This window comes from Pseudomonas sp. SW-3 (genome assembly GCF_016615645.1).
Lineage (GTDB): Bacteria > Pseudomonadota > Gammaproteobacteria > Pseudomonadales > Pseudomonadaceae > Aquipseudomonas > Aquipseudomonas mandelii.
On sequence record NZ_CP067098.1, the window covers coordinates 1,844,009 to 1,864,369 of the forward strand.

Here is a 20,361-nt window from a genome sequence, read left to right on the forward strand (position 1 = left end):
GGTAAAGGCTGGATATGCAGGAAGACGCCCCAAAAATCGCCAAGGACGCCGCGCCGACCGGCACTCAGACACTGCTTCGTGGCCTGGGTGTGGTTCAGGCCGTGGCCAGCGGCGCCCGCGATCTCAAGGAAATCGCCCGGTTGATCGGTACGACGCGCAGCACCACCCATCGTCTGGCCAGTTGCCTGGTGGACGAGCGTTACCTGCGCGTGGTGCCGCAAGTCGGTTACCTGCTGGGGCCGAAGCTGATCGAGCTGGGTTTCCAGGCGCGTGAAGAGTTGCCGCTGGTGACTCTGGCCGGGCCGTATCTGGACGAGTTGTCGGCGTTGACCGGCGACACCATTCACCTGGCGATTCGTGAAGGCGACGAGGTGCTGTACCTGCACAAGAATCCGGGGCGCAATGGCCCGGAAATGCGCTCGCGGGTCGGCCATCGCATGCCGTTGGCGCGCACCGGGATCGGCAAGGCCTTGATGCTGGATGACTCGCAGGAAGAATGGCAACGGCTGTACGAAGTCAGCCTGCCGGCGGGTGGGAAAAATCTGTTCTGGCCGCTGCACCCGGAGCAGTCCTGGGAGCAGTTTCAGCAGCGCATGGTCGAATACGTGGCCGGCGGTTATGCCTTCGATCTGGAAGATAACGAACCGTCGATTCGCTGTGTGGCGGCGCCGATCCGTGATGCCAGTAAACGCATCGTCGCCGCCATCAGCATCGCCAGCACCGTGCCGTACATGCCGCTGGAAAAAATGGCCGAGCTGATTCCCCTGATCAAAGGGGTCACGGCCCGGCTCTCGGCAGAACTCGGCGCGAAGGTTTAGACCTTCAACGTCGCCATGTCGATGACGAAGCGGTACTTCACGTCACCGGCGATCATGCGGGCGTAAGCCTCGTTGATCTGGCGGATGTCGAGCATTTCGATGTCGCAGGTGATGTTGTGCTCGGCGCAGAAATCCAGCACTTCCTGGGTTTCGGCAATGCCGCCGATCAGCGAGCCGGCCAACACGCGACGGCTCATCACCAGTTTGCCGGCGTGGACCGGTGGATCGACCGGTTCGATCAACCCCACCATAATGTGCACGCCGTCGAAACGAAGCGTATCGAGGTAGGGATTGAGGTCGTGCTGCACCGGAATGGTGTCCAGCAGGAAGTCGAAATGTCCTGCGGCGGCCTTCATCTGTTCGGCATCGGTGGACACGATCACGTGGTCCGCCCCTTGACGACGACCTTCTTCAGCCTTGCTCGCCGAGCGGGTGAACAGCGTGACTTCCGCGCCCATCGCCTTGGCGAACTTGATGCCCATGTGGCCGAGGCCGCCCATGCCGAGAATCCCGACCTTGTCGCCGGCCTTCACGCCGTAGTGCTTTAGCGGCGAGTAAGTGGTGATGCCGGCACAGAGGATCGGCGCGGCACTGGCCAGGTCGAGTTTCTCGGGGATGCGCACAACGAAATGCTCGCTGACCACGATGCTGTCGGAGTAGCCGCCCATGGTGTTGCTGCCATCGACCCGGTCCGGGGTGGCGTAGGTCATGGTCGGACCTTCGAGGCAGTATTGCTCGAGGTTGGACCGGCAGGCTTCGCAGCTGCGGCAAGAATCGACCATGCAACCGACGCCGACCAGATCGCCGACTTTATGTTGGGTGACGTTCGCACCTATCGCTGTCACTTTGCCTACGATCTCGTGGCCGGGCATCAACGGGTAAACGGCAATGCCCCACTCGTTGCGGGCCTGATGGATGTCGGAATGGCAGACGCCGCAGTAGAGAATATCGATTGCCACATCGTCGGCCCTTGGGCTGCGGCGTTCGAATTTCACGGGGGCGAGGGGAGTGGTAGCCGACTGGGCGGCGTATCCGATGGCGGTGTACATGGTGAACCTCGCAAAAGCAATGACAAGTGAGGCGGCGCATTTTGGGCGCCGTGCCTGCCACGGGCCATGGCGATTCCTCCGGGTGTCATGCCTATTCCTCCGGCATCAGCGTTCGTTTGATCAAATGGGCGATCAGACCTGCGATGATGCTTTCATACCTTTTTCCGCGACTTTTTTGTGAAGATTTCTCATGTTGTTAACCCGTCATCTTGATGCGAATGCCACGCTGGTTTCGCTGATCGAGCCCCTGACCACTCGCGATGGTTTCGCTCCTACGGCGTTGCCGGGCGTCCAGGTTTTACGGGCCAGTCGCGATGTGGCCCGTGGTCCGCAGATCTACGAGCCGAGCCTGGTGATCATCGCCCAAGGCAGCAAACTGGCGTATTTGGGGCCGCGCACGTTGGAGTACGGCGCCGGGCACTACCTGATTCAGGCATTGCCGGTGCCGTTTGAGTGCGAAACGTTTTCGGCGCCGGATGGGCCGATGCTCGGGGTGTCCATCGCCATCGACCGAGTGTTGCTCGGTGAGTTGGTGTTGGCCATGGGCCTGGTGCCGGGGCGCACGGTTCCTGCGCAAACACTGGAGTCCATGACGTCGGCGGTGCTCGACGATGCGATGCGTGGTTGCGTGGAGCGGCTGTTGCGTTGCCTGCACGATCCGCTGGAATGCCAGGTCATGGGGCCGGCGCGGTTGCGGGAATTGTTGTTCGTCGCGTTACGCGGTCCGCAAGCCGATGTGTTGCGTGCGCTGGTGGAGCAGCAAGGGCAGTTCGCCCGGATTGCAGCCTCGCTCAACCATCTGCACGGGCATTTCACCGAGCCGTTGAATGTGGAAACCCTGGCCAGTTGCGCGAACATGAGCGCGTCGACCTTCCATGAGCATTTCAAGCGCAGCACGTTGTTGTCGCCGGTGCAGTATTTGAAGCGCTTGCGCTTGCTCAAGGCGCAGCAGTTGTTGCTCGCCGAGGGGTTGGGCGTGGCGCAGGTGGCGCATCGGGTCGGGTATCAAAGCACGTCGCAGTTCAGTCGTGAGTACAAGCGCTACTTTGAGCGTAATCCGGGGGATGAGCGCGCTGCCTGAGTGGGTAATGGTTCCTCCTACAGGGGGATTATGGTGTGGGGTAAATGGCGGGCAACAAAAAGGCCCCCATTCCGGGAGCCTTGATGTTCAGGCGTTCGGCTTACATGTTCGGGTAAGTCGGGCCGCCAGCACCTTCCGGCGCCACCCACGTGATGTTCTGTGCAGGGTCCTTGATGTCGCAGGTCTTGCAGTGAACGCAGTTCTGGGCGTTGATCTGGAAGCGCTTCTCGCCGTCTTCCTTGGTCACCACTTCGTACACGCCGGCCGGGCAGTAACGCTGGGCAGGCTCATCGTACAGCGGCAGGTTCTTGGCGATCGGAATGCTCGGATCGGTCAGCTTCAGGTGGCACGGCTGCTCTTCTTCGTGGTTGGTACCGGAGATGAACACCGAGCTGAGTTTGTCGAAGCTGATCTTGCCGTCCGGTTTCGGGTAGTCGATCTTCTTGCAGTCGGCCGCCAGCTTCAGGCAAGCGTAATCAGGCTTGGTGTCGTGCAAGGTGAACGGCAGTTTGCCGCCGAAGATGTTCTGGTCGAGCCAGTTGAAGCCGCCGCCAACGATGGCGCCGAACTTGTGGATCGCCGGGCCGAAGTTGCGGCTGGCGAACAGTTCGTCGTAGAGCCAGCTCTTCTTGAAGGCGTCGACGTAAGTGGTCAACTCTTCGGTGCCGTCTTTTTCAGCGAACAGCGCCTCGGCCACGGACTCAGCGGCGAGCATGCCGGATTTCATGGCGGTGTGGCTGCCTTTGATCTTGGCGAAGTTCAGGGTGCCCAGGTCGCAACCGATCAGTGCGCCGCCCTTGAATACCATCTTCGGCAGCGAGTTCAGGCCACCTTTGCAGATGGCACGAGCGCCGTAGCTGATGCGCTTGCCGCCTTCCAGGTACTGCTTGAGCACCGGGTGATGCTTGAGGCGCTGGAACTCGTCGAACGGCGACAGGTAAGTGTTGCTGTAGGAGAGATCGACGATCAGACCGACGACCACCTGGTTGTTTTCCAGGTGGTAGAGGAACGAGCCACCGGTGTTCTCGGTGCCCATGATGTCCATCGGCCAACCGGCGGTGTGGACCACCAGGCCTGGTTGATGCTTGGCCGGATCGACTTCCCAGATTTCTTTCAGGCCGATGCCGTAATGCTGGGCGTCGGCTTCGCTATCGAGGTTGAAGCGCTTGATCAGCTGCTTGCCGATGTGGCCACGGCAACCTTCGGCGAACAGCGTGTACTTGCCGCGCAGTTCCATGCCAGGGGTGTACAGGCCTTCCTTCGGTTGGCCTTCGCGGTCAACGCCCAGATCACCGGTGATGATTCCGCGAACCACGCCGTTCTCGTCGAACAGCGCTTCCTGAGCGGCGAAGCCTGGGTAGATTTCTACGCCCAGGTTCTCGGCCTGCTGGGCCAGCCAGCGGCACAGGTTGCCCAGGGAGATGATGTAGTTGCCATCGTTGTGCATGGTCTTGGGCACAAAGAAGTCAGGAATTTTTTGCGCGCTGTCGGCGTTTTTCAGAACGAAGATGTCATCGCGGGTCACTGGTGTGTTCAGCGGGGCGCCGAGCTCCTTCCAGTCCGGGAACAATTCGTTCAGGGCGCGGGGTTCGAAGATCGCGCCGGACAGGATGTGTGCGCCGACTTCGGAGCCTTTTTCGACCACGCAGACGCTGATTTCCTTACCGGCTTCAGCAGCCTTCTGCTTCAAGCGGCAGGCGGCGGAAAGACCCGCGGGGCCGGCACCGACGATGACCACGTCGAATTCCATGTATTCGCGTTCCACAGGTTATCTCCTACTCAAGGCTCAACAGTTTTTTTTCTAATTGGAGGTTTGGTGTCGCATCCATGAATTCCTGCGCAATGCGCGGAACAGGACAATCGATTGACCATCTTTCTCTCTGGGTGGCGCATTATATCTACACCACTCCTAGCGTCCAATACAAACGTTTGTTTGAATTGGCTCAAAGCCAGAGAAATCAAAGTCACGCGGCTTATGAACGGCTATTTTGCCGTATTGACCGGAATAGGCGTTCCGGTCAAGATACGGTCGGTTTTGCGCTCGCCGTAGGCTGACTGTTGGGTTCAAGAGCACCTCTAAAGACAGGGCGATGGCAGTACAGGGTGATGCGCAGCGCAGTTTTGGTGCGCAGTTTACACGCCGCGATAATGAATGACTCGTCGGTCACCACTGACGAACGGTCATCACGCCTCGTGAGCAAGGTTCACTCGATACACCTGCCAGCGTTTTTAGAGGTGCCCTTGCGCCGATGAGCATCAAACCGCCAGGTTCGCCTAGGCGACTTTCTTTTCACCGGAGAGTAACGAGGAATCCATGAAGGTTCTTGTAGCTGTCAAACGCGTTGTGGATTACAACGTCAAGGTTCGCGTCAAGGCGGACAATTCCGGCGTCGACCTCGCCAACGTCAAGATGTCGATGAACCCGTTCTGCGAAATCGCAGTGGAAGAAGCCGTGCGCCTGAAAGAGAAAGGCGTTGCGACTGAAATCGTCGTCGTCTCCATCGGCCCGACCACCGCTCAAGAGCAACTGCGCACAGCGCTGGCTCTGGGTGCTGACCGCGCCATCCTCGTCGAATCCGCTGAAGATCTGACTTCCCTGGCCGTTGCCAAGCTGCTCAAGGCTGTTGTCGACAAGGAACAGCCTCAGCTGGTGATCCTTGGCAAACAAGCCATCGACAGCGACAACAACCAGACTGGCCAGATGCTCGCTGCATTGAGCGGCTACGGTCAGGGCACCTTCGCTTCGAAAGTCGAAGTGTCCGGCGACACCGTTGCCGTGACCCGCGAAATCGACGGCGGCGCGCAGACGGTTTCCCTGAAACTGCCGGCCATCGTCACCACCGACCTGCGTTTGAACGAGCCGCGCTACGCGTCCCTGCCAAACATCATGAAAGCCAAGAAGAAGCCTCTCGAAGTGCTGACTCCGGACGCTTTGGGCGTTTCCACCGCCTCCACCAACAAGACCGTGAAAGTCGAAGCGCCAGCTGCACGCAGCGCGGGTATCAAGGTCAAGTCGGTGGCTGAACTGGTCGAGAAACTGAAAAACGAAGCGAAGGTAATCTAAATGACTATCTTGGTTATTGCTGAACACGACAACAAAGTAGTGGCCCCGGCCACGCTGAATACCGTGGCTGCCGCTGCCAAAATCGGCGGTGACATCCACGTTCTGGTTGCCGGCCAGGGCGTTGGCGCCGTGGCTGAGGCCGCTGCGAAAATCGCTGGCGTGGCGAAAGTGCTGGTGGCCGACAACGCCGCCTACGCTCATCAGTTGCCGGAAAACGTCGCGCCGCTGGTAGCCGAGCTGGGCGCTGGTTACAGCCACGTCCTGGCTGCCGCCACTTCCAACGGCAAAAACATCCTGCCGCGCGTTGCCGCTCAACTGGACGTTGACCAGATCTCCGAGATCATCTCGGTCGAAAGCGCTGACACGTTCAAGCGCCCGATCTACGCCGGTAACGCTATCGCGACCGTTCAATCGAACGCTGCAGTGAAAGTGATCACCGTGCGTGCCACCGGTTTCGACCCGGTTGCCGCTGAAGGTGGTTCGGCGTCGGTTGAAGCGGTTGCTGCTGCCCATGACGCTGGCACTTCCAGCTTCGTTGGCGAAGAACTGGCCAAGTCCGATCGTCCGGAACTGACCGCTGCCAAGATCGTCGTTTCCGGCGGCCGCGGCATGCAGAATGGCGACAACTTCAAACACCTGTACGCCCTGGCCGACAAGCTGGGCGCTGCCGTGGGTGCTTCCCGCGCCGCGGTCGACGCAGGTTTTGTACCCAACGACATGCAGGTCGGTCAGACCGGCAAGATCGTTGCTCCACAGCTGTACATCGCCGTCGGTATCTCCGGCGCGATCCAGCACCTGGCCGGCATGAAAGACTCCAAAGTGATCGTTGCGATCAACAAGGACGAAGAAGCGCCGATCTTCCAGGTGGCCGATTATGGCCTGGTGGCTGACCTGTTCGAAGCCATCCCCGAGTTCGAGAAGCTGGTCTAATCCAGTCGCTTGACTTATAAAGAGCCCGACCTTTTGGTCGGGCTTTTTTTTGTTCCGGATTTGAGTGGAGAGTGTTGCCATGGATTTGCGTCGCGTGGGTGGCTGGTCATTACTGCTGGGGCTGACGGTGCTGCCGGCGCTAGCCGTGGCGGCAGGCAAGTGCGAACGCCTGGTGGTGACCGGAAGCCCGGACGCGCCGCCGTACTTGTGGCAAGACCCGCAAAACCCCAAGCACCTGATCGGCGCCAGCGCAGACCTGTTGCAACACGTGGCAGGGGAGTTGGGCATCAAAGTCGAACTGCTTTACGCCGGCAAGCGCGCCCAGGCCCTGGACGAAGTGCGCAGCGGACGCATGGACATGCTGGCCGACGCGCCGTTGACCGTCAGCGAGCTGGACACCCTGGATTACATCCATCCGCCGTTGCTGGAAAACGACTATCTGGTCTGGACCCGAAAAAACTCGGCATTGGTCTATAACCAGGCGCAAGACCTTCACGGCCATCCGGGTGCCGTGTCGGAAAAGTCTCGAATGACCCAGGCATTCGGCACTTTCGCCGACCAGCAATTGACCCTCGTGCGTACCCCGAACCTGACCCAGGCCTTTCAGAAACTGCTGCTGGGCGAGGTGGAGTTTGTCCTCGCCGGACGCTACTCGGGCATGGCCGCCGCGCAATCGCTGAGCATGGCCAACGACCTGATCGCTCTTCCCCAACCGGTCGACAAACCTGGCCTGTTCCTCGCGGTTTCCCATAACTCCGCCTGCAACGATCCGTGGTTGCGCGGACAGCTGGCCAAAAAGATGACAGAATTGCCCGCGTCCGGACTGACGGAAAGCGTGCTGCAACGCAATATCGAGCGTTGGACAGCGCAGCAACAGCAACCCGTCAGTACCCCAAAACAGTAGGGATTTTTAGTGAGTATTCGACCTCTTTTCGCTGCCCTGGCCGTTCTGGCTCTGGCGGGTTGTGCAGCCGATCCGGCGCCGAATGAACAAATACGCTTGACCGAACAGGCGCTTGAACAAGCCAAAGCCGTAGGCGCCACCGCCGCCGACGTGCCGGAACTCAAATTGGCCGAAGACAAGTTTTCCCGTGCCCAGGGCGACATGACGGATCAGTCCTACAGGCATGCGCGCATGCGGGCCGAGCAGGCTGAACTGGACGCGCGTCTGGCTGAAGCCAAGGTGCTGACCCTCAAGAGTGAGGAGCAGTTGAATGTGCTCAATACCCGCATCACTCGCCTGCGCAAGCAGCTGGGAGATGCCCAATGAGCCTCAAGTCCAAAGCACTCGGCGGATTGATCCTCGCAGGTTGTGCAAGCCTTTACGGCTGCGCCGGCCAACACAGCGAAACTGCATTGCAGCAGGCCGGGACTGACTTCCAGAAGGTCAAGGAAGACTCCAACGTGCTGCGAATCGCGCCCAAGGACGTGATTCGTGCCGGTGAATCCCTGGCCCGTGCTGATCGTCTTTCCAGTTACTGGGGCAGCGGCTCGGATGTGGTGCATTACGCCTACCTGAGCCAGCGCTACAGCGAAATTGCCCGTGAGCACACCAATCAGGTGCTCAACGAAGAGCGCGCGGCGAAGCTCGAACTGGAACGTCAGCGCCTGCAACTGGCCTTGCGCGAGTCCAAATTGCTCAGCGTGCAGCAGCAAGGCAAGTGGCTCGAAGAACAGATTGTCGCCCTGGCAACCACCCAGACCGACCGTGGCCTGGTGATGACCCTGGGCGACGTGCTGTTCGACACCGGCGAAGCGGAGTTGAAGAATTCGGCGAACCGCGTGGTCCTGAAGATCGTGCAGTTCCTGCAGCTCAACCCCAAGCGCGTGGTCCGTATCGAGGGCTACACCGACAGCACAGGCGGCAAGCAGGACAACCTCAAGTTGTCCCGTGACCGTGCGCAATCGGTGGCGAACGTGCTGATGGACCTGGGTATCGACGACAAACGTATCAAAGTCGAAGGCTACGGCGATGAATACCCGGTGGACGTGAATGCTTCCGAGCGTGGTCGTGCACAGAACCGTCGGGTGGAAATTGTGTTCTCCGACGAAAAAGGCCAGCTCGGCGCCGCCCGCTAAGGGCTGCGTTACTGGAAAACCCGGCCTGCCTGACAGCGCCGGGTTTTTTTGCGCCTGCCAATTGGCTCTCAAAACAGTACAGTTTTTGCTGACACTGCACTGTACGGTCGACTATTGTGGCAACTGTCCCAGTACACTTCTAAACTGTTCCGGTATTGTTTCACACAAGAATAAAATGCCCGTGAAATCGAGTGCTGCGTCATGACCAATCTCTTGCTCTACCAACGTATTGCTCAGCAACTGGCCGAAGATATCCGTCGTGGTGTCTATCAACCGGGGGAACGCGTGCCTTCGGTGCGCAAGATGAGCTCGCAGCTCAACGTCAGCCATGCGACTGTTTTGCAGGCTTACGCCAATCTCGAGGATCAAGGGCTGATCCGCGCCCGGCCGCAGTCGGGTTACTACGTGCACCAGACGCCGGCCCTGACGGCGCCCACGCCGGACATCGCCCGGGTCGAGCGGCCCGGTCTGGTCACCCGTAGCAGCATCATTCAGCAAGTGCTGGTCGAATCCCGCCGCGAGGGTGTTTTTCCCTTGGGCGCAGCGGTGCCGAGCGTCGATTATCTGCCGGTCCGCGCCTTGCACCAGCAATTGGCAAAAGTCACCCGTTTCCATAGCCCGCGTGCCTTCAGCTACATGTTCAGCCCCGGTTTTGAACCGTTGCGCCGGCAGGTGGCGATTCGCATGCGTGATGCCGGCGTGGTGGTCGATCCGTCCGAAGTGGTGATCACCCACGGCTGTGTCGATGCATTGCAGATGTCTCTTCGCGTGCTGACCCGGCCGGGCGACCTGATCGCCGCCGAATCGCCGACTTATTACGGTTTGCTGCAATTGGCCGACTTGCTGGGTCTCAAAGTCATCGAGATCCCCAGCGACCCGGCGACTGGCATGAGCCTCGAAGCCCTGCAATTGGCGGCCAACCAGTGGTCGATCAAGGCGCTGGTACTGACCACGCGTCTGAGTAATCCGCTGGGCGGTACCATGCCCGAAGAGCGGCAGAAACAACTGCTGCGCCTGGCCTCGGATTTCGATATCCAGATCGTTGAAGACGACATCTACGGCGAGTTGATGTTCGAACAAGGCCGGACCAAATCGCTCAAGGCCTACGATCGGCTGGATCGGGTGATTTATTGCTCGAGCTTCTCCAAGACCCTGTCACCGGGCGTGCGGATTGGCTGGATGATTGCCGGCAAATACCAGCAAGAGATTCAGCGTTTGCAAACGTTCAGCACGCATTCGGCGTGCAGCGTCACGCAGATGGGCATCGCCGCGTACCTGGAGAATGGCGGTTACGACCGTCACTTGCGCTACATCCGTCAGGAATACCGCAAGAACCTGAGCGCCTTCCAGTTGGCCGTGCAGCAGTATTTCCCGGAAGGCACGCAGATGACCCGGCCCACCGGCGGTTTCATTCTGTGGGTCAGTCTGCCGGGGCGGGTCAACACTCAGGAACTGCATGTGCGTGCGTTGCAGCAGGGCATCAGTATCGCGCCGGGGCTGATTTTCAGTAACACCGAGCAGTTCAATCACTGCATCCGCCTGAACTGTGGAACGCCCTGGAACCGTGAAGCCGAGCGCGCATTGATGACGTTGGGAATGTTGGCGACTCAGCTGTGCCAGGAGACGACCAGCGGTTTCTGACAAGCGCGTCGGTCGTTTCGTACACGTGCTTGTCATGTTGCGTACAACAGGCGAGCATATGGCCCTCTGCCGTTAGCGTCGTTGGTTCCATGAAACCGATTTTTCCTGCCGCCTGCCTATCGATCTGCCTCCTCTTGACCGTTAATGTCCAAGGCGTCATGGCGGCTTCGACTCAGGAAAAGCCGGCAGCCAGCGCAACAACGTCGAAAAAACCAGTTGCCGCGAAGAAAACTACTGCGGTGAAAAAAAACGTCGCGCCAGTCAAAAAGAAACCGGCTGTGCTGAAAAAGCGGCCGCCGATTGCTTCAAAGTCTAAATCGGCCCGAGAAGTGGCGAAGACTCAACTCCCTTCCGCCGATCTGGACCTGAGCCTGCCTAAAGATTTGGTCGAAGAGCTGAAACCGGTCGGTACGGTCCCTATGCCACGACGCGACTCCGTGTTGCCGGAGATGTTCGGTGACAAGAACAGTCAATTTCAGCTCAACGGCCGGCTGCTCAGCAACGAAATGCAGTTGCAACTGCGCAATGAAGAGCGCCGGGACGTCGAAGGCGCAGCGCTGGATTTCGAGTTCAAACAGTAAATCTGCACTGATTCGTGACCCGCGACCCAGACGCTTTGTCGGAGACTGGTCAGTCACGTTCGTTTGAGCGTAAAAACCCCGGTCCAGGTAATTTAAAACAGCTGTTTTAGCGGTTACTCTGTGCCCCGTCCATTAACACATCACCCGTCGCGAGGAGCTTGTCGTCATGAAATGCCGTGAAGGCTGTGGCGCCTGTTGCATTGCCCCTTCCATCAGTTCACCGATTCCCGGCATGCCCAATGGCAAAGCCGCTGGCGAACGTTGCATCCAACTGTCTGTCGATAACCTGTGCAGCATTTTCGGCGATCCACAACGTCCTGCCGTATGTTCGGCGTTTGAAGCCGACGTTGAAGTCTGCGGAAGCAGCAGTGACGAAGCGATCAAGCTGCTGGGATGGTGGGAGCAGATGACGGCTGCATGATGTGTCCTGAGAACGGAACTTCAACAATAAGGAATAAGACTATGGGTTCGCTGCATCGAATGGCTGTGCTGTGTGGTTTGACGGTGGTGCTGGCCACCACGGCTGCACAGGCCGAGGACTGGAAAGTCGCCAAGAATGAAGACGGCATCAAGGTGTCCCTGAGTGAAGTGGCCGGTTCCGATTACAAAGCGTACCAGGGCGTCACCCTGATGAAGACCACCATGGCCAAATTGCGCGCGCTGCAGGAAGACGTGGCAGGCGCCTGCACTTGGATTCACGACTGCAAGACCCAGAAGCTGCTCAAGCACGAAGGTGATCAGAACTGGACCTACACCCAGTTCAATACCCCGTGGCCGGTGACTCCGCGTGATTCGGTATTGCATATCACCACCACCGAAGGCGCCGACGGCAGCCTGACCCGCAAGCTTGAAGGCGTGCCGAAGTACGTGGCTGAGGAAAAGGGCTTTGTGCGAGTCACCAAGGTCGACGGTTTCTGGAAGTTCGTCCCCAAGGGTGACCAGATCGAAGTGACCTACCAGGTGCACACCGAGCCAGGCGGCAGCATCCCATCGATGGTCGCCAACAAGTTTGTGGTCGATGCGCCATTCAACACGCTCAAGGCCCTGAAAGAGCGCGCCGAGAAGTAATCGCACGCTGTTTCATGAAGCGCCCCGACCTCTCGGGGCGTTTTTTATTGGGCAATAGTCAGTTATGCGCAATCCATGTGGGAGCGAACCGGCTCGCGATAGCGGTTTCTCATCCGAAAGAGGTGTCGACTGATCCACCGCTATCGCGAACAGGCCGGCTCCCACAGGTATATTTTGTTTCCGGATATACGTTGCACAAAATTTTCACAATGCCTCCAAGACAATTCGCCCGCGTCAGCCTGCCGGGCACTAATCAATGGCAATGCTGCGGGTGATCGTGCAACATTTGCGCACCGCGCAAGCCCCGGGGCCGTGAACTGGCCAACAGAGGGCAGGGCGCCGCTTTATTTTTGAAACTTCAACTTCCAATGGGTCCTAAAACGACATGGCAAACCCGGACGCCCTGAGTCAGCAGCGAGCTTCTAGTCGCCTGCTGCAACCGACCGTCAAATCGCACCTGGCCTACACGCTGCTGTGCGCCATGGTCATGATGGTCATGTTCAGCCTGCTGCGCGTTGCGCTGCTGGTCTACAACCGCGAAATGATCCAGGATTCACCCGCCTCGACCTTCATCGAGGCGTTCGCCAATGGTCTGCGTTTCGACCTGCGCCTGGTGGTCTACCTCTGCATTCCGCTGATTCTGGCACTGTTCAGCGCCCGGGCCATGGCCGCTCGCGGATTCTTCCGCTTCTGGCTGACCATCGCAGCGAGCACCGCGCTGTTCCTGGGCTTGATGGAGATGGATTTCTACCGCGAGTTCCACCAGCGCCTCAATGGCTTGGTCTTCCAATATGTGAAGGAAGACCCGAAAACCGTGATGAGCATGCTCTGGTACGGTTTTCCTGTGGTTCGCTACCTGCTGGCCTGGGCTTTCGGCACGTTGATCCTGACCCTCGCGTTCAAGGGCGCCGACCGCGCGACCCGTCCTCGCGGCCCGTTCAGTGGCGGCAGCATCGGCGCGCGCCAGATCGCCCCGTGGTATACGCGAGGCGTCGTGTTCGTGGTCTGTCTGCTGGTTTGCGTGGTTGCCGCTCGTGGCACCCTGCGTCAGGGCCCGCCGCTACGTTGGGGTGACGTCTACACCACCGATTCGAACTTCGCCAACCAGTTGGGCCTCAACGGCACCCTGTCGCTGATCGCGGCGGCCAAGAGCCGGATGTCCGAAGAGCGCGACAACATCTGGAAAGCCACGCTGGACCAACCAGTGGCTCAGCAGACCGTCCGCGATATGTTGCTGACCCCAAGCGACAAACTGGTGGATGGCGAAACTGCTGCCGTGCGTCGTAACTACTCCCCGGCCGCTGACAAGACCCTGCCGATCAAGAACGTCGTTGTGATCCTGATGGAAAGCTTCGCCGGTCACTCGGTGGGCGCGCTGGGTCGTCCGGGTAACGTCACGCCGTACTTTGACAAGCTGTCCAAAGAAGGCCTGTTGTTCGACCGCTTCTTCTCCAACGGCACCCATACCCACCAGGGCATGTTCGCCACCATGGCCTGCTTCCCGAACCTGCCGGGCTTCGAATACCTGATGCAGACCCCGGAAGGCAGCCACAAACTGTCCGGCCTGCCACAGTTGCTCAGCGCCCGTGACTACGACGATGTGTACGTCTACAACGGTGACTTCGCCTGGGACAACCAGTCGGGCTTCTTCAGCAACCAGGGCATGACCAACTTCATCGGGCGTAACGACTTCGTCAACCCGGTGTTCTCCGACCCGACCTGGGGCGTCTCTGACCAGGACATGTTCAACCGGGGTCTGGAAGAGTTGAAGGCCCGCGACGGCAAGGACAAAAAACCGTTCTATGCCTTGCTGCAAACCCTGTCCAACCACACGCCTTACGCCTTGCCGACGCCTTTGCCGGTCGAGCGAGTGACCGACCGTGGCAGCCTCAACGAACATTTGACCGCCATGCGCTACTCCGACTGGGCGCTGGGTCAGTTCTTCGAGCAGGCGCGTAAAGAACCGTACTTCAAGGAAACCCTGTTCGTGGTGGTCGGCGACCATGGTTTCGGCAACGAGCAGCAGATCACCGAAATGGACCTGGGCCGATTCAACGTACCGATGCTGCTGATCGGGCCGGGCGTGCAGGAAAAATTCGGCCAGGTTGACCACACCGTGGGCACCCAGATCGACATCGTGCCGACCATCATGGGGCGTATCGGTGGCGACGTGATTCACCAGTGCTGGGGGCGTGACTTGCTGAACCTGCCGGAAGGCGACAAGGGCTTCGGCGTAATCAAGCCATCGGGCAGCGATCAAACCGTAGCGTTGCTGACCGCGGATCGCGTGTTGGTGCTGCCTAAGGAAATGCCGCCCAAGTTGTATCAGTACGAACTGGGCGCCAATTCGAAAGGCGAACTGATTCCGGCGTCGGCTGACGAAGCGGCCCTCAAGCAGAAACTCGAGTCGTTCATCCAGACGGCCACCAAGAGCCTGATCGACAACACCGCCGGTGTGGTTGACGGCAAGCCGGACTAAGTTTTCGGCGCAATAAAAAAGAGGCCCTTCGAGGGCCTCTTTTTTTTTGCTGTTAAATCTTTATATCTTGCCAAGTAACAGCAGAATCAACAGCACCACCAACACCACGCCGATGATACCCGACGGGCCATAACCCCAACTTCTGGAGTGTGGAAAGACCGGCAAACCACCTACCAGCAGGAGAATCAGAATTACGATAAGAATTGTGCCCATGTCTATTTCCTTGTTGGAAGTGTTCTGGAATGACCTAGCTTTTAACTGTCAGTCGGACTGCAATAAACCCGAGCTGCTTACAAAATCCGACTGTCGCGTGCGTCGGAAAATTCCAAGTTTTTTTAATGTTTTTCGAAGAAAGCCTTATTTCGTTTTTGGCGGTGTTAGTTGATTCCGGCGCTCCCTCGGTTTGCTCGGACCATTCAGCAATCTGATGGAGCGTGGGTCGCGCAATGTCCTTCGCTACACTCAGCGCATCTTCCCCAGAACAACAAGGCTGTTTGCTATGCAAAATCGCATGATGATCACTGGCGCGGGCTCAGGCCTGGGTCGCGAAATCGCGCTGCGCTGGGCGCGTGAAGGCTGGCAGCTGGCCTTGTCGGACGTCAGCGAACCCGGTCTGCAGGAAACCCTGAAGCTGGTTCGCGAAGCGGGTGGCGACGGTTTTATCCAGCGTTGCGATGTGCGCGATTACAGCCAACTGACCGCTTTCGCCCAGGCCTGCGAAGAGAAACTTGGCGGCATCGATATCATCGTCAACAACGCTGGCGTGGCCTCGGGCGGGTTCTTCAGTGAACTGTCCCTGGAAGATTGGGACTGGCAGATCGCGATCAACCTGATGGGCGTGGTCAAGGGCTGCAAGGCCTTCCTGCCGCTGCTGGAAAAAAGCAAAGGCAAAATCATCAACATCGCGTCCATGGCCGCTCTCATGCAAGGCCCGGCCATGAGCAACTACAACGTGGCCAAGGCCGGCGTAGTGGCCCTGTCCGAAAGCCTGCTGGTCGAATTGGCGCAACAGGAAGTGGGCGTGCACGTGGTCTGCCCGTCGTTCTTTCAGACCAACCTGCTGGATTCCTTCCGTGGCCCGACTCCGGCCATGAAAGCCCAGGTCGGCAAACTGCTGGAGAGTTCGCCGATCACCGCGACGGACATTGCCGATTACATCTATGAGCACGTCGCCGCCGGTGAATTCATGATCCTGCCCCACGAGCAGGGCCGCATGGCCTGGGCACTCAAGCAGAAGAACCCGCAACTGCTTTACAACGAAATGACCACCATGGCCGACAAAATGCGCGCCAAGGCCAAACAAAACGCAGGCTGAACTTGCCCGTGCGCAACACCGTCGTTAGGGTGGCCGCAACCGGTCATCCTTACGAGACGTATGCATGCTCAATTACCTGTGGTTTTTCCTCGCGGCGCTGTTCGAAATCGCCGGCTGCTTCGCCTTCTGGATGTGGCTGCGCCAAGGTAAGAGCATGTGGTGGGTGGTGCCGGCGCTGCTCAGCCTGACGTTGTTCGCGCTGTTGCTGACCCGTGTCGAGGCGACTTACGCCGGTCGCGCCTATGCCGCCTATGGGGGCATTTACATCGTCGCCTCGATCGGTTGGCTGGCGGTGATCGAGCGAGTTCGTCCCCTGGGCTCAGACTGGCTGGGCGTGGCGCTGTGCGTGATCGGGGCCAGTGTGATTCTGTTCGGCCCGCGTTTCTCTGCTTCCTGAAGCGGCATTCAAACGATTTGTCAGACGTTTCCGTAAGGGGCATCTTCCTGCGCTGTAGGGCGGGACTGATTTGCCGCTGTTGCATTGAAGAGCGGCTGCGGGCCGGGCATCTTCGAGGGCCGGTAACCCTGAAGGATGAATGCCATGCTTGTACTCAGTCGCGTTGTGGGCGAGATGATTTCCATCGGTGACAACATTTCAGTGCGCATCATCGCCGTCAACGGAGGCAGCGTGCGCTTCGGTGTCGAAGCGCCACAAAACGTCAATGTGCACCGGGCCGAGGTCTACGATCGCATCCAGGTCAAACTGGCGAAAACCAAAAGACGCTGAGCGCCTCAGTCGAACAGGTGCTTGGGCACATCGTGCTTGAGCATCAACTGGCATTGCTCGCTGTCCGGATCAAAAACGATCAGCGCCTGCCCCTTGGTCAATGCCTGGCGAACACGCAATACGCGGGTTTCCAGCGGCGTGTCGTCACCATTGTCCGTACCGTCGCGGGTCACGAAGTCCTCGATCAGGCGGGTCAGGGTGTCGACTTCAAGTTGGTCGTAGGGAATCAGCATAGGCACCTCGGCTAAACAATGGCGCGATGCTACGGCGAATGATCGGTTGCGGCTAGCCCGGGACCTGATGTGGTACCTGATACACCGCCTTCGCGGGCAAGCCTCGCTCCTACTGGTTATGTGTCGATGCACGAAACCTGTAGGAGCGAGGCTTGCCCGCGAAGGCGATCTCTCAGACGCTGAAAAAGCCAGGGTCAGCTGTCTGTTCGTTGCCCCACCAGACTATCCACCGACGGCACCCGCGTATCGCTTTCCATCTGCGTGTCGTGCTCGATTTGATGACTGAACCGGTCCAGCGAGCCCTTTGCCGGCTGCGCATCACTGGCAAATACCGGCGGGCTCAGAATGTAGGCGCCGAGTAGACGACTCAGCGCCGCCAGGCTATCGATGTGCGTGCGCTCGTAACCGTGAGTGGCATCGCAGCCGAAGGCGAGCAGGGCGGTGCGGATGTCGTGCCCGGCGGTGACCGCCGAATGCGCATCGCTGAAGTAATAGCGAAACAGGTCGCGGCGCACCGGCAACTCGTTTTCACTGGCCAACCTGAGCAAGTGCCGCGACAGGTGATAGTCGTAAGGCCCGCCGGAATCCTGCATCGCCACGCTCACCGCGTGTTCGCTGGAATGCTGGCCGGGCGCAACCGGCGCGATGTCGATGCCGACGAATTCGCTGACGTCCCAAGGCAACGCAGCCGCCGCGCCGCTGCCGGTTTCCTCGGTGATGGTGAATAGCGGATGACAATCGATCATCAACTCCTCACCGCTGTCGATGATCGCTTTCATCGCCGCCAGCAGCGCCGCAACACCCGCCTTGTCGTCGAGGTGACGGGCGCTGATGTGACCGCTTTCGGTGAACTCCGGCAGCGGGTCGAAGGCGACGAAATCGCCCACGCTGATCCCCAGGGAATCGCAGTCGGCGCGGGTGGCGCAGTAAGCGTCCAGACGCAACTCAACGTGATCCCAGCTGATCGGCAATTCATCTACGGCGGTGTTGAATGCGTGCCCGGAAGCCATCAGCGGTAACACGCTGCCGCGAATCACACCGTTGTCGGTGAACAGGCTGACGCGGCTGCCCTCGGCAAAACGACTGGACCAGCAACCGACCGGGGCGAGGGTCAGGCGACCGTTGTCTTTCACCGCGCGGACCGCGGCGCCGATGGTGTCGAGGTGAGCGGAGACCGCACGGTCCGGGCTGTTTTTCTTGCCCTTGAGCGTGGCGCGAATGGTGCCGCGCCGGGTCATCTCAAAGGGAATGCCCAATTCTTCAAGGCGTTCGGCGACGTACCGCACGATGGTGTCGGTAAAGCCGGTCGGGCTGGGAATGGCGAGCATTTCCAGCAGGACTTTTTGCAGGTAATTGAGATCCGGTTCGGGAATTTTGCTGGTCATGGAAACTCCTGATGAGTAAAGAACATCGATGGTTTCGATGAGGGAAAAGTTGGGTGCCTGACCTGGCGCCTTCGCGAGCAAGCTTCGCTCCTACAGGTAATACGCGTTTCTTTGTAGGAGCGAGGCTTGCCCGTGAAGGCATCAGTCCAGCCGACACATGACTAGGAAACTGCCGGCTGACTGTGCGGAAACAGCAAATCCACAAACCGCTCGGCCGTCGGCTGCGGTTCATGGTTGGCCAGCCCGGCGCGTTCGTTAGCTTCGATAAACACGTATTCCGGTTGATCGGCGGCAGGCACCATCAGGTCGAGCCCCACCATGGGAATGTCCAGCGCCCGCGCAGCCCTTACGGCGGCATCGATCAGGGTCGGATGCAAGATCGCCGTGACATCCTCCAGAACGCCACCGGTATGCAGATTTGCCGTACGCCTGACGAACAGATGCTCGCCGGCCGGCAGAATACTGTTGTAGTCATAACCCGCCGCCTGCAGCGTGCGCTCGGTCTCATGGTCCAGCGGGATTTTGCTTTCACCGCTGGTGGCCGCCTGCCGACGCCGACTCTGCGCTTCGATCAGCGCGCCGATGGAATGCTGACCATCGCCCACCACCTCCGCAGGCCGGCGAATCGCAGCGGCGACCACCTCGAAACCGATCACCACAATGCGTAAATCGAGACCTTCGTGGAAACTTTCCAGCAGCACGCGGCTGTCGAACTGCCGGGCTGATTCGATGGCTTGCTGGACCTCTTCAATTGTCCGCAAATCCACCGCGACGCCTTGACCTTGCTCACCATCCAAAGGCTTGACCACCACCCGCTCGTGCTCGTCGAGAAACGCCAGGTTGTCGTCGGCGTTGCCGGCCAGTTGCTGCGAGGGCAGGTTCAAACCGGCGGCCTTGAGCACTTTGTGCGTCAGGCTTTTGTCCTGGCACAGGCTCATGCTGATGGCGCTGGTCAGGTCGCTCAGGGATTCGCGGCAACGCACCCGGCGTCCGCCATGGCTGAGGGTGAACATCCCGGCGTCGGCATTATCGACGTGCACATCGATGCCGCGTCGATGGGCTTCCTCGACAATGATCCGCGCATAGGGGTTGAAATCGGCCTCAGGCCCAGGACCCAGAAACAGCGGCTGGTTGATGCCGTTCTTGCGCTTGATGGCGAAGGTCGACAGGTTGCGAAAACCAAGCTTGGCGTAGAGACTTTTCGCCTGCCGGTTGTCGTGCAACACCGACAGGTCCAGGTAACTCAGCCCACGGCTCATGAAGTGCTCGATCAAATGCCGCACCAGCACTTCACCGACGCCCGGCCGCGAGCAGTGCGGATCGACCGCCAGGCACCACAGGCTGCTGCCGTTCTCCGGGTCGTTGAACGCTTTGTGATGGTTGAGGCCCATGACGCTGCCGATGATCGCGCCGCTGTCTTCATCTTCCGCCAGCCAATACACCGGGCCGCCCTGATGTCGCGGCGTCAGCAAATTCGCATCAATGGGCAACATGCCGCGCGCCTGGTACAGCTGATTGATCGCCTGCCAATCAGTCTCGCTTTGCGCCCGGCGAATGCGAAAGCCGCGAAACACCCGGGTTGACTGACGGTAATCGCTGAACCAAAGACGCAAGGTGTCGGAAGGGTCGAGGAACAGTTGCGCCGGTTCCAGCCCCAATACTTGCTGGGGGGCGGCCACGTACAAGGCGATGTCGCGCTCACCGGGCTGCTCGTTGAGCAACTCTTGCGCCAGGCTCGCCGCGTCCGGGAAGGTATGGCCGATCAGCAACCGGCCCCAGCCGCAATGCACCGCAATCGGCGCCGCGCCGAGTTCACTGCCGTCTTCGGCCAGCCGTGCCTGCAAACGTTCATAGGAGGGGGACTGACCGCGCAACAAGCGTTGGCTGTAAGCCGTGGCGTGGGGTTTCATC

The 20,361-nt window shown here is 59.5% G+C and carries 21 protein-coding genes; 15 read left to right on the forward strand and 6 right to left on the reverse strand.

The window, feature by feature from the left end:
• The first annotated feature begins 14 nt into the window (after positions 1 to 14).
• Positions 15 to 818: an IclR family transcriptional regulator gene (locus JIO00_RS08300; protein ID WP_010461783.1), complete on the forward strand. Its 804-nt coding sequence runs from the start codon at positions 15 to 17 to the stop codon at positions 816 to 818.
• On the opposite strand, the gene JIO00_RS08305 is transcribed toward JIO00_RS08300, so the two are convergent.
• Complete coding sequence (locus JIO00_RS08305; RefSeq protein ID WP_145308719.1) at positions 815 to 1,867, reverse strand: NAD(P)-dependent alcohol dehydrogenase; 1,053 nt, start codon at positions 1,865 to 1,867, stop codon at positions 815 to 817. The genes JIO00_RS08300 and JIO00_RS08305 overlap by 4 nt on opposite strands.
• A gap of 190 nt (positions 1,868 to 2,057) precedes the next feature.
• Here JIO00_RS08305 and JIO00_RS08310 point away from each other — a divergent pair, with 190 nt between their 5' ends.
• The gene (locus tag JIO00_RS08310) at positions 2,058 to 2,948 is read left to right on the forward strand and encodes an AraC family transcriptional regulator (RefSeq protein WP_010461779.1); all 891 of its coding nucleotides are present in this window, start codon (positions 2,058 to 2,060) and stop codon (positions 2,946 to 2,948) included.
• Between the two features lie 100 nt (positions 2,949 to 3,048).
• On the opposite strand, the gene JIO00_RS08315 is transcribed toward JIO00_RS08310, so the two are convergent.
• Positions 3,049 to 4,713 carry an electron transfer flavoprotein-ubiquinone oxidoreductase gene (locus tag JIO00_RS08315; protein ID WP_010461777.1) on the reverse strand — a complete coding sequence of 555 codons (1,665 nt, stop codon included), beginning with the start codon at positions 4,711 to 4,713 and terminating at the stop codon, positions 3,049 to 3,051.
• Between the two features lie 549 nt (positions 4,714 to 5,262).
• On the opposite strand from JIO00_RS08315, the gene JIO00_RS08320 reads away from it, so the two are divergent.
• The 10 genes from JIO00_RS08320 to JIO00_RS08365 all read left to right on the forward strand — a co-directional run bounded on the left by JIO00_RS08320 (position 5,263) and on the right by JIO00_RS08365 (position 14,790).
• The gene (locus JIO00_RS08320) at positions 5,263 to 6,012 is read left to right on the forward strand and encodes an electron transfer flavoprotein subunit beta/FixA family protein (protein ID WP_010461775.1); all 750 of its coding nucleotides are present in this window, start codon (positions 5,263 to 5,265) and stop codon (positions 6,010 to 6,012) included.
• Positions 6,013 to 6,942, forward strand: a complete 930-nt coding sequence (locus tag JIO00_RS08325) for an electron transfer flavoprotein subunit alpha/FixB family protein (protein ID WP_154503809.1) — start codon at positions 6,013 to 6,015, stop codon at positions 6,940 to 6,942.
• 79 nt (positions 6,943 to 7,021) lie between these two features.
• Positions 7,022 to 7,846 (forward strand): substrate-binding periplasmic protein, encoded by an 825-nt coding sequence (locus JIO00_RS08330; protein WP_010461772.1) that lies wholly within the window; start codon positions 7,022 to 7,024, stop codon positions 7,844 to 7,846.
• Between the two features lie 9 nt (positions 7,847 to 7,855).
• Complete coding sequence (locus JIO00_RS08335; protein ID WP_010461770.1) at positions 7,856 to 8,212, forward strand: DUF4398 domain-containing protein; 357 nt, start codon at positions 7,856 to 7,858, stop codon at positions 8,210 to 8,212.
• Positions 8,209 to 9,021: an OmpA family protein gene (locus JIO00_RS08340; protein ID WP_077747974.1), complete on the forward strand. Its 813-nt coding sequence runs from the start codon at positions 8,209 to 8,211 to the stop codon at positions 9,019 to 9,021. Before JIO00_RS08335 ends, JIO00_RS08340 begins: the two co-directional genes overlap by 4 nt.
• 201 nt (positions 9,022 to 9,222) lie before the next feature.
• Positions 9,223 to 10,662, forward strand: a complete 1,440-nt coding sequence (locus JIO00_RS08345; RefSeq protein WP_010461766.1) for an aminotransferase-like domain-containing protein — start codon at positions 9,223 to 9,225, stop codon at positions 10,660 to 10,662.
• A gap of 89 nt (positions 10,663 to 10,751) precedes the next feature.
• Complete coding sequence (locus tag JIO00_RS08350; RefSeq protein ID WP_042932282.1) at positions 10,752 to 11,243, forward strand: hypothetical protein; 492 nt, start codon at positions 10,752 to 10,754, stop codon at positions 11,241 to 11,243.
• A 166-nt stretch (positions 11,244 to 11,409) separates the two neighbouring features.
• Positions 11,410 to 11,664, forward strand: coding sequence for a YkgJ family cysteine cluster protein (locus JIO00_RS08355; RefSeq protein WP_010461764.1), 255 nt, complete (start codon positions 11,410 to 11,412; stop codon positions 11,662 to 11,664).
• Positions 11,665 to 11,705: 41 nt separating this feature from the next.
• Positions 11,706 to 12,311: an START domain-containing protein gene (locus JIO00_RS08360; RefSeq protein ID WP_010461763.1), complete on the forward strand. Its 606-nt coding sequence runs from the start codon at positions 11,706 to 11,708 to the stop codon at positions 12,309 to 12,311.
• A 385-nt stretch (positions 12,312 to 12,696) separates the two neighbouring features.
• On the forward strand, positions 12,697 to 14,790 hold the full coding sequence (locus JIO00_RS08365) for an LTA synthase family protein (protein WP_010461762.1): 2,094 nt from the start codon (positions 12,697 to 12,699) through the stop codon (positions 14,788 to 14,790).
• A 60-nt stretch (positions 14,791 to 14,850) separates the two neighbouring features.
• On the opposite strand, the gene JIO00_RS08370 is transcribed toward JIO00_RS08365, so the two are convergent.
• The gene (locus JIO00_RS08370) at positions 14,851 to 15,009 is read right to left on the reverse strand and encodes a DUF3309 family protein (RefSeq protein WP_169858239.1); all 159 of its coding nucleotides are present in this window, start codon (positions 15,007 to 15,009) and stop codon (positions 14,851 to 14,853) included.
• 280 nt (positions 15,010 to 15,289) lie between these two features.
• Between JIO00_RS08370 and JIO00_RS08375 the strand changes: the two genes are divergently transcribed.
• From JIO00_RS08375 to csrA, 3 genes are all read left to right on the forward strand, one after another.
• The gene (locus JIO00_RS08375) at positions 15,290 to 16,105 is read left to right on the forward strand and encodes an SDR family oxidoreductase (protein ID WP_200667956.1); all 816 of its coding nucleotides are present in this window, start codon (positions 15,290 to 15,292) and stop codon (positions 16,103 to 16,105) included.
• Positions 16,106 to 16,169: 64 nt separating this feature from the next.
• Positions 16,170 to 16,502, forward strand: coding sequence for a YnfA family protein (locus JIO00_RS08380; protein ID WP_077747972.1), 333 nt, complete (start codon positions 16,170 to 16,172; stop codon positions 16,500 to 16,502).
• A 144-nt stretch (positions 16,503 to 16,646) separates the two neighbouring features.
• Positions 16,647 to 16,832, forward strand: a complete 186-nt coding sequence (gene csrA, locus JIO00_RS08385; protein ID WP_010461752.1) for a carbon storage regulator CsrA — start codon at positions 16,647 to 16,649, stop codon at positions 16,830 to 16,832.
• A 5-nt stretch (positions 16,833 to 16,837) separates the two neighbouring features.
• Here csrA and JIO00_RS08390 read toward each other — a convergent pair whose 3' ends face one another.
• The 3 genes from JIO00_RS08390 to ngg all read right to left on the reverse strand — a co-directional run bounded on the left by JIO00_RS08390 (position 16,838) and on the right by ngg (position 20,360).
• Positions 16,838 to 17,065, reverse strand: a complete 228-nt coding sequence (locus JIO00_RS08390; protein ID WP_010461751.1) for a YheU family protein — start codon at positions 17,063 to 17,065, stop codon at positions 16,838 to 16,840.
• A gap of 194 nt (positions 17,066 to 17,259) precedes the next feature.
• Positions 17,260 to 18,450, reverse strand: a complete 1,191-nt coding sequence (locus tag JIO00_RS08395) for an osmoprotectant NAGGN system M42 family peptidase (protein ID WP_010461749.1) — start codon at positions 18,448 to 18,450, stop codon at positions 17,260 to 17,262.
• A gap of 161 nt (positions 18,451 to 18,611) precedes the next feature.
• On the reverse strand, positions 18,612 to 20,360 hold the full coding sequence (gene ngg, locus JIO00_RS08400; RefSeq protein WP_010461747.1) for an N-acetylglutaminylglutamine synthetase: 1,749 nt from the start codon (positions 20,358 to 20,360) through the stop codon (positions 18,612 to 18,614).
• Position 20,361 lies beyond the last annotated feature (1 nt).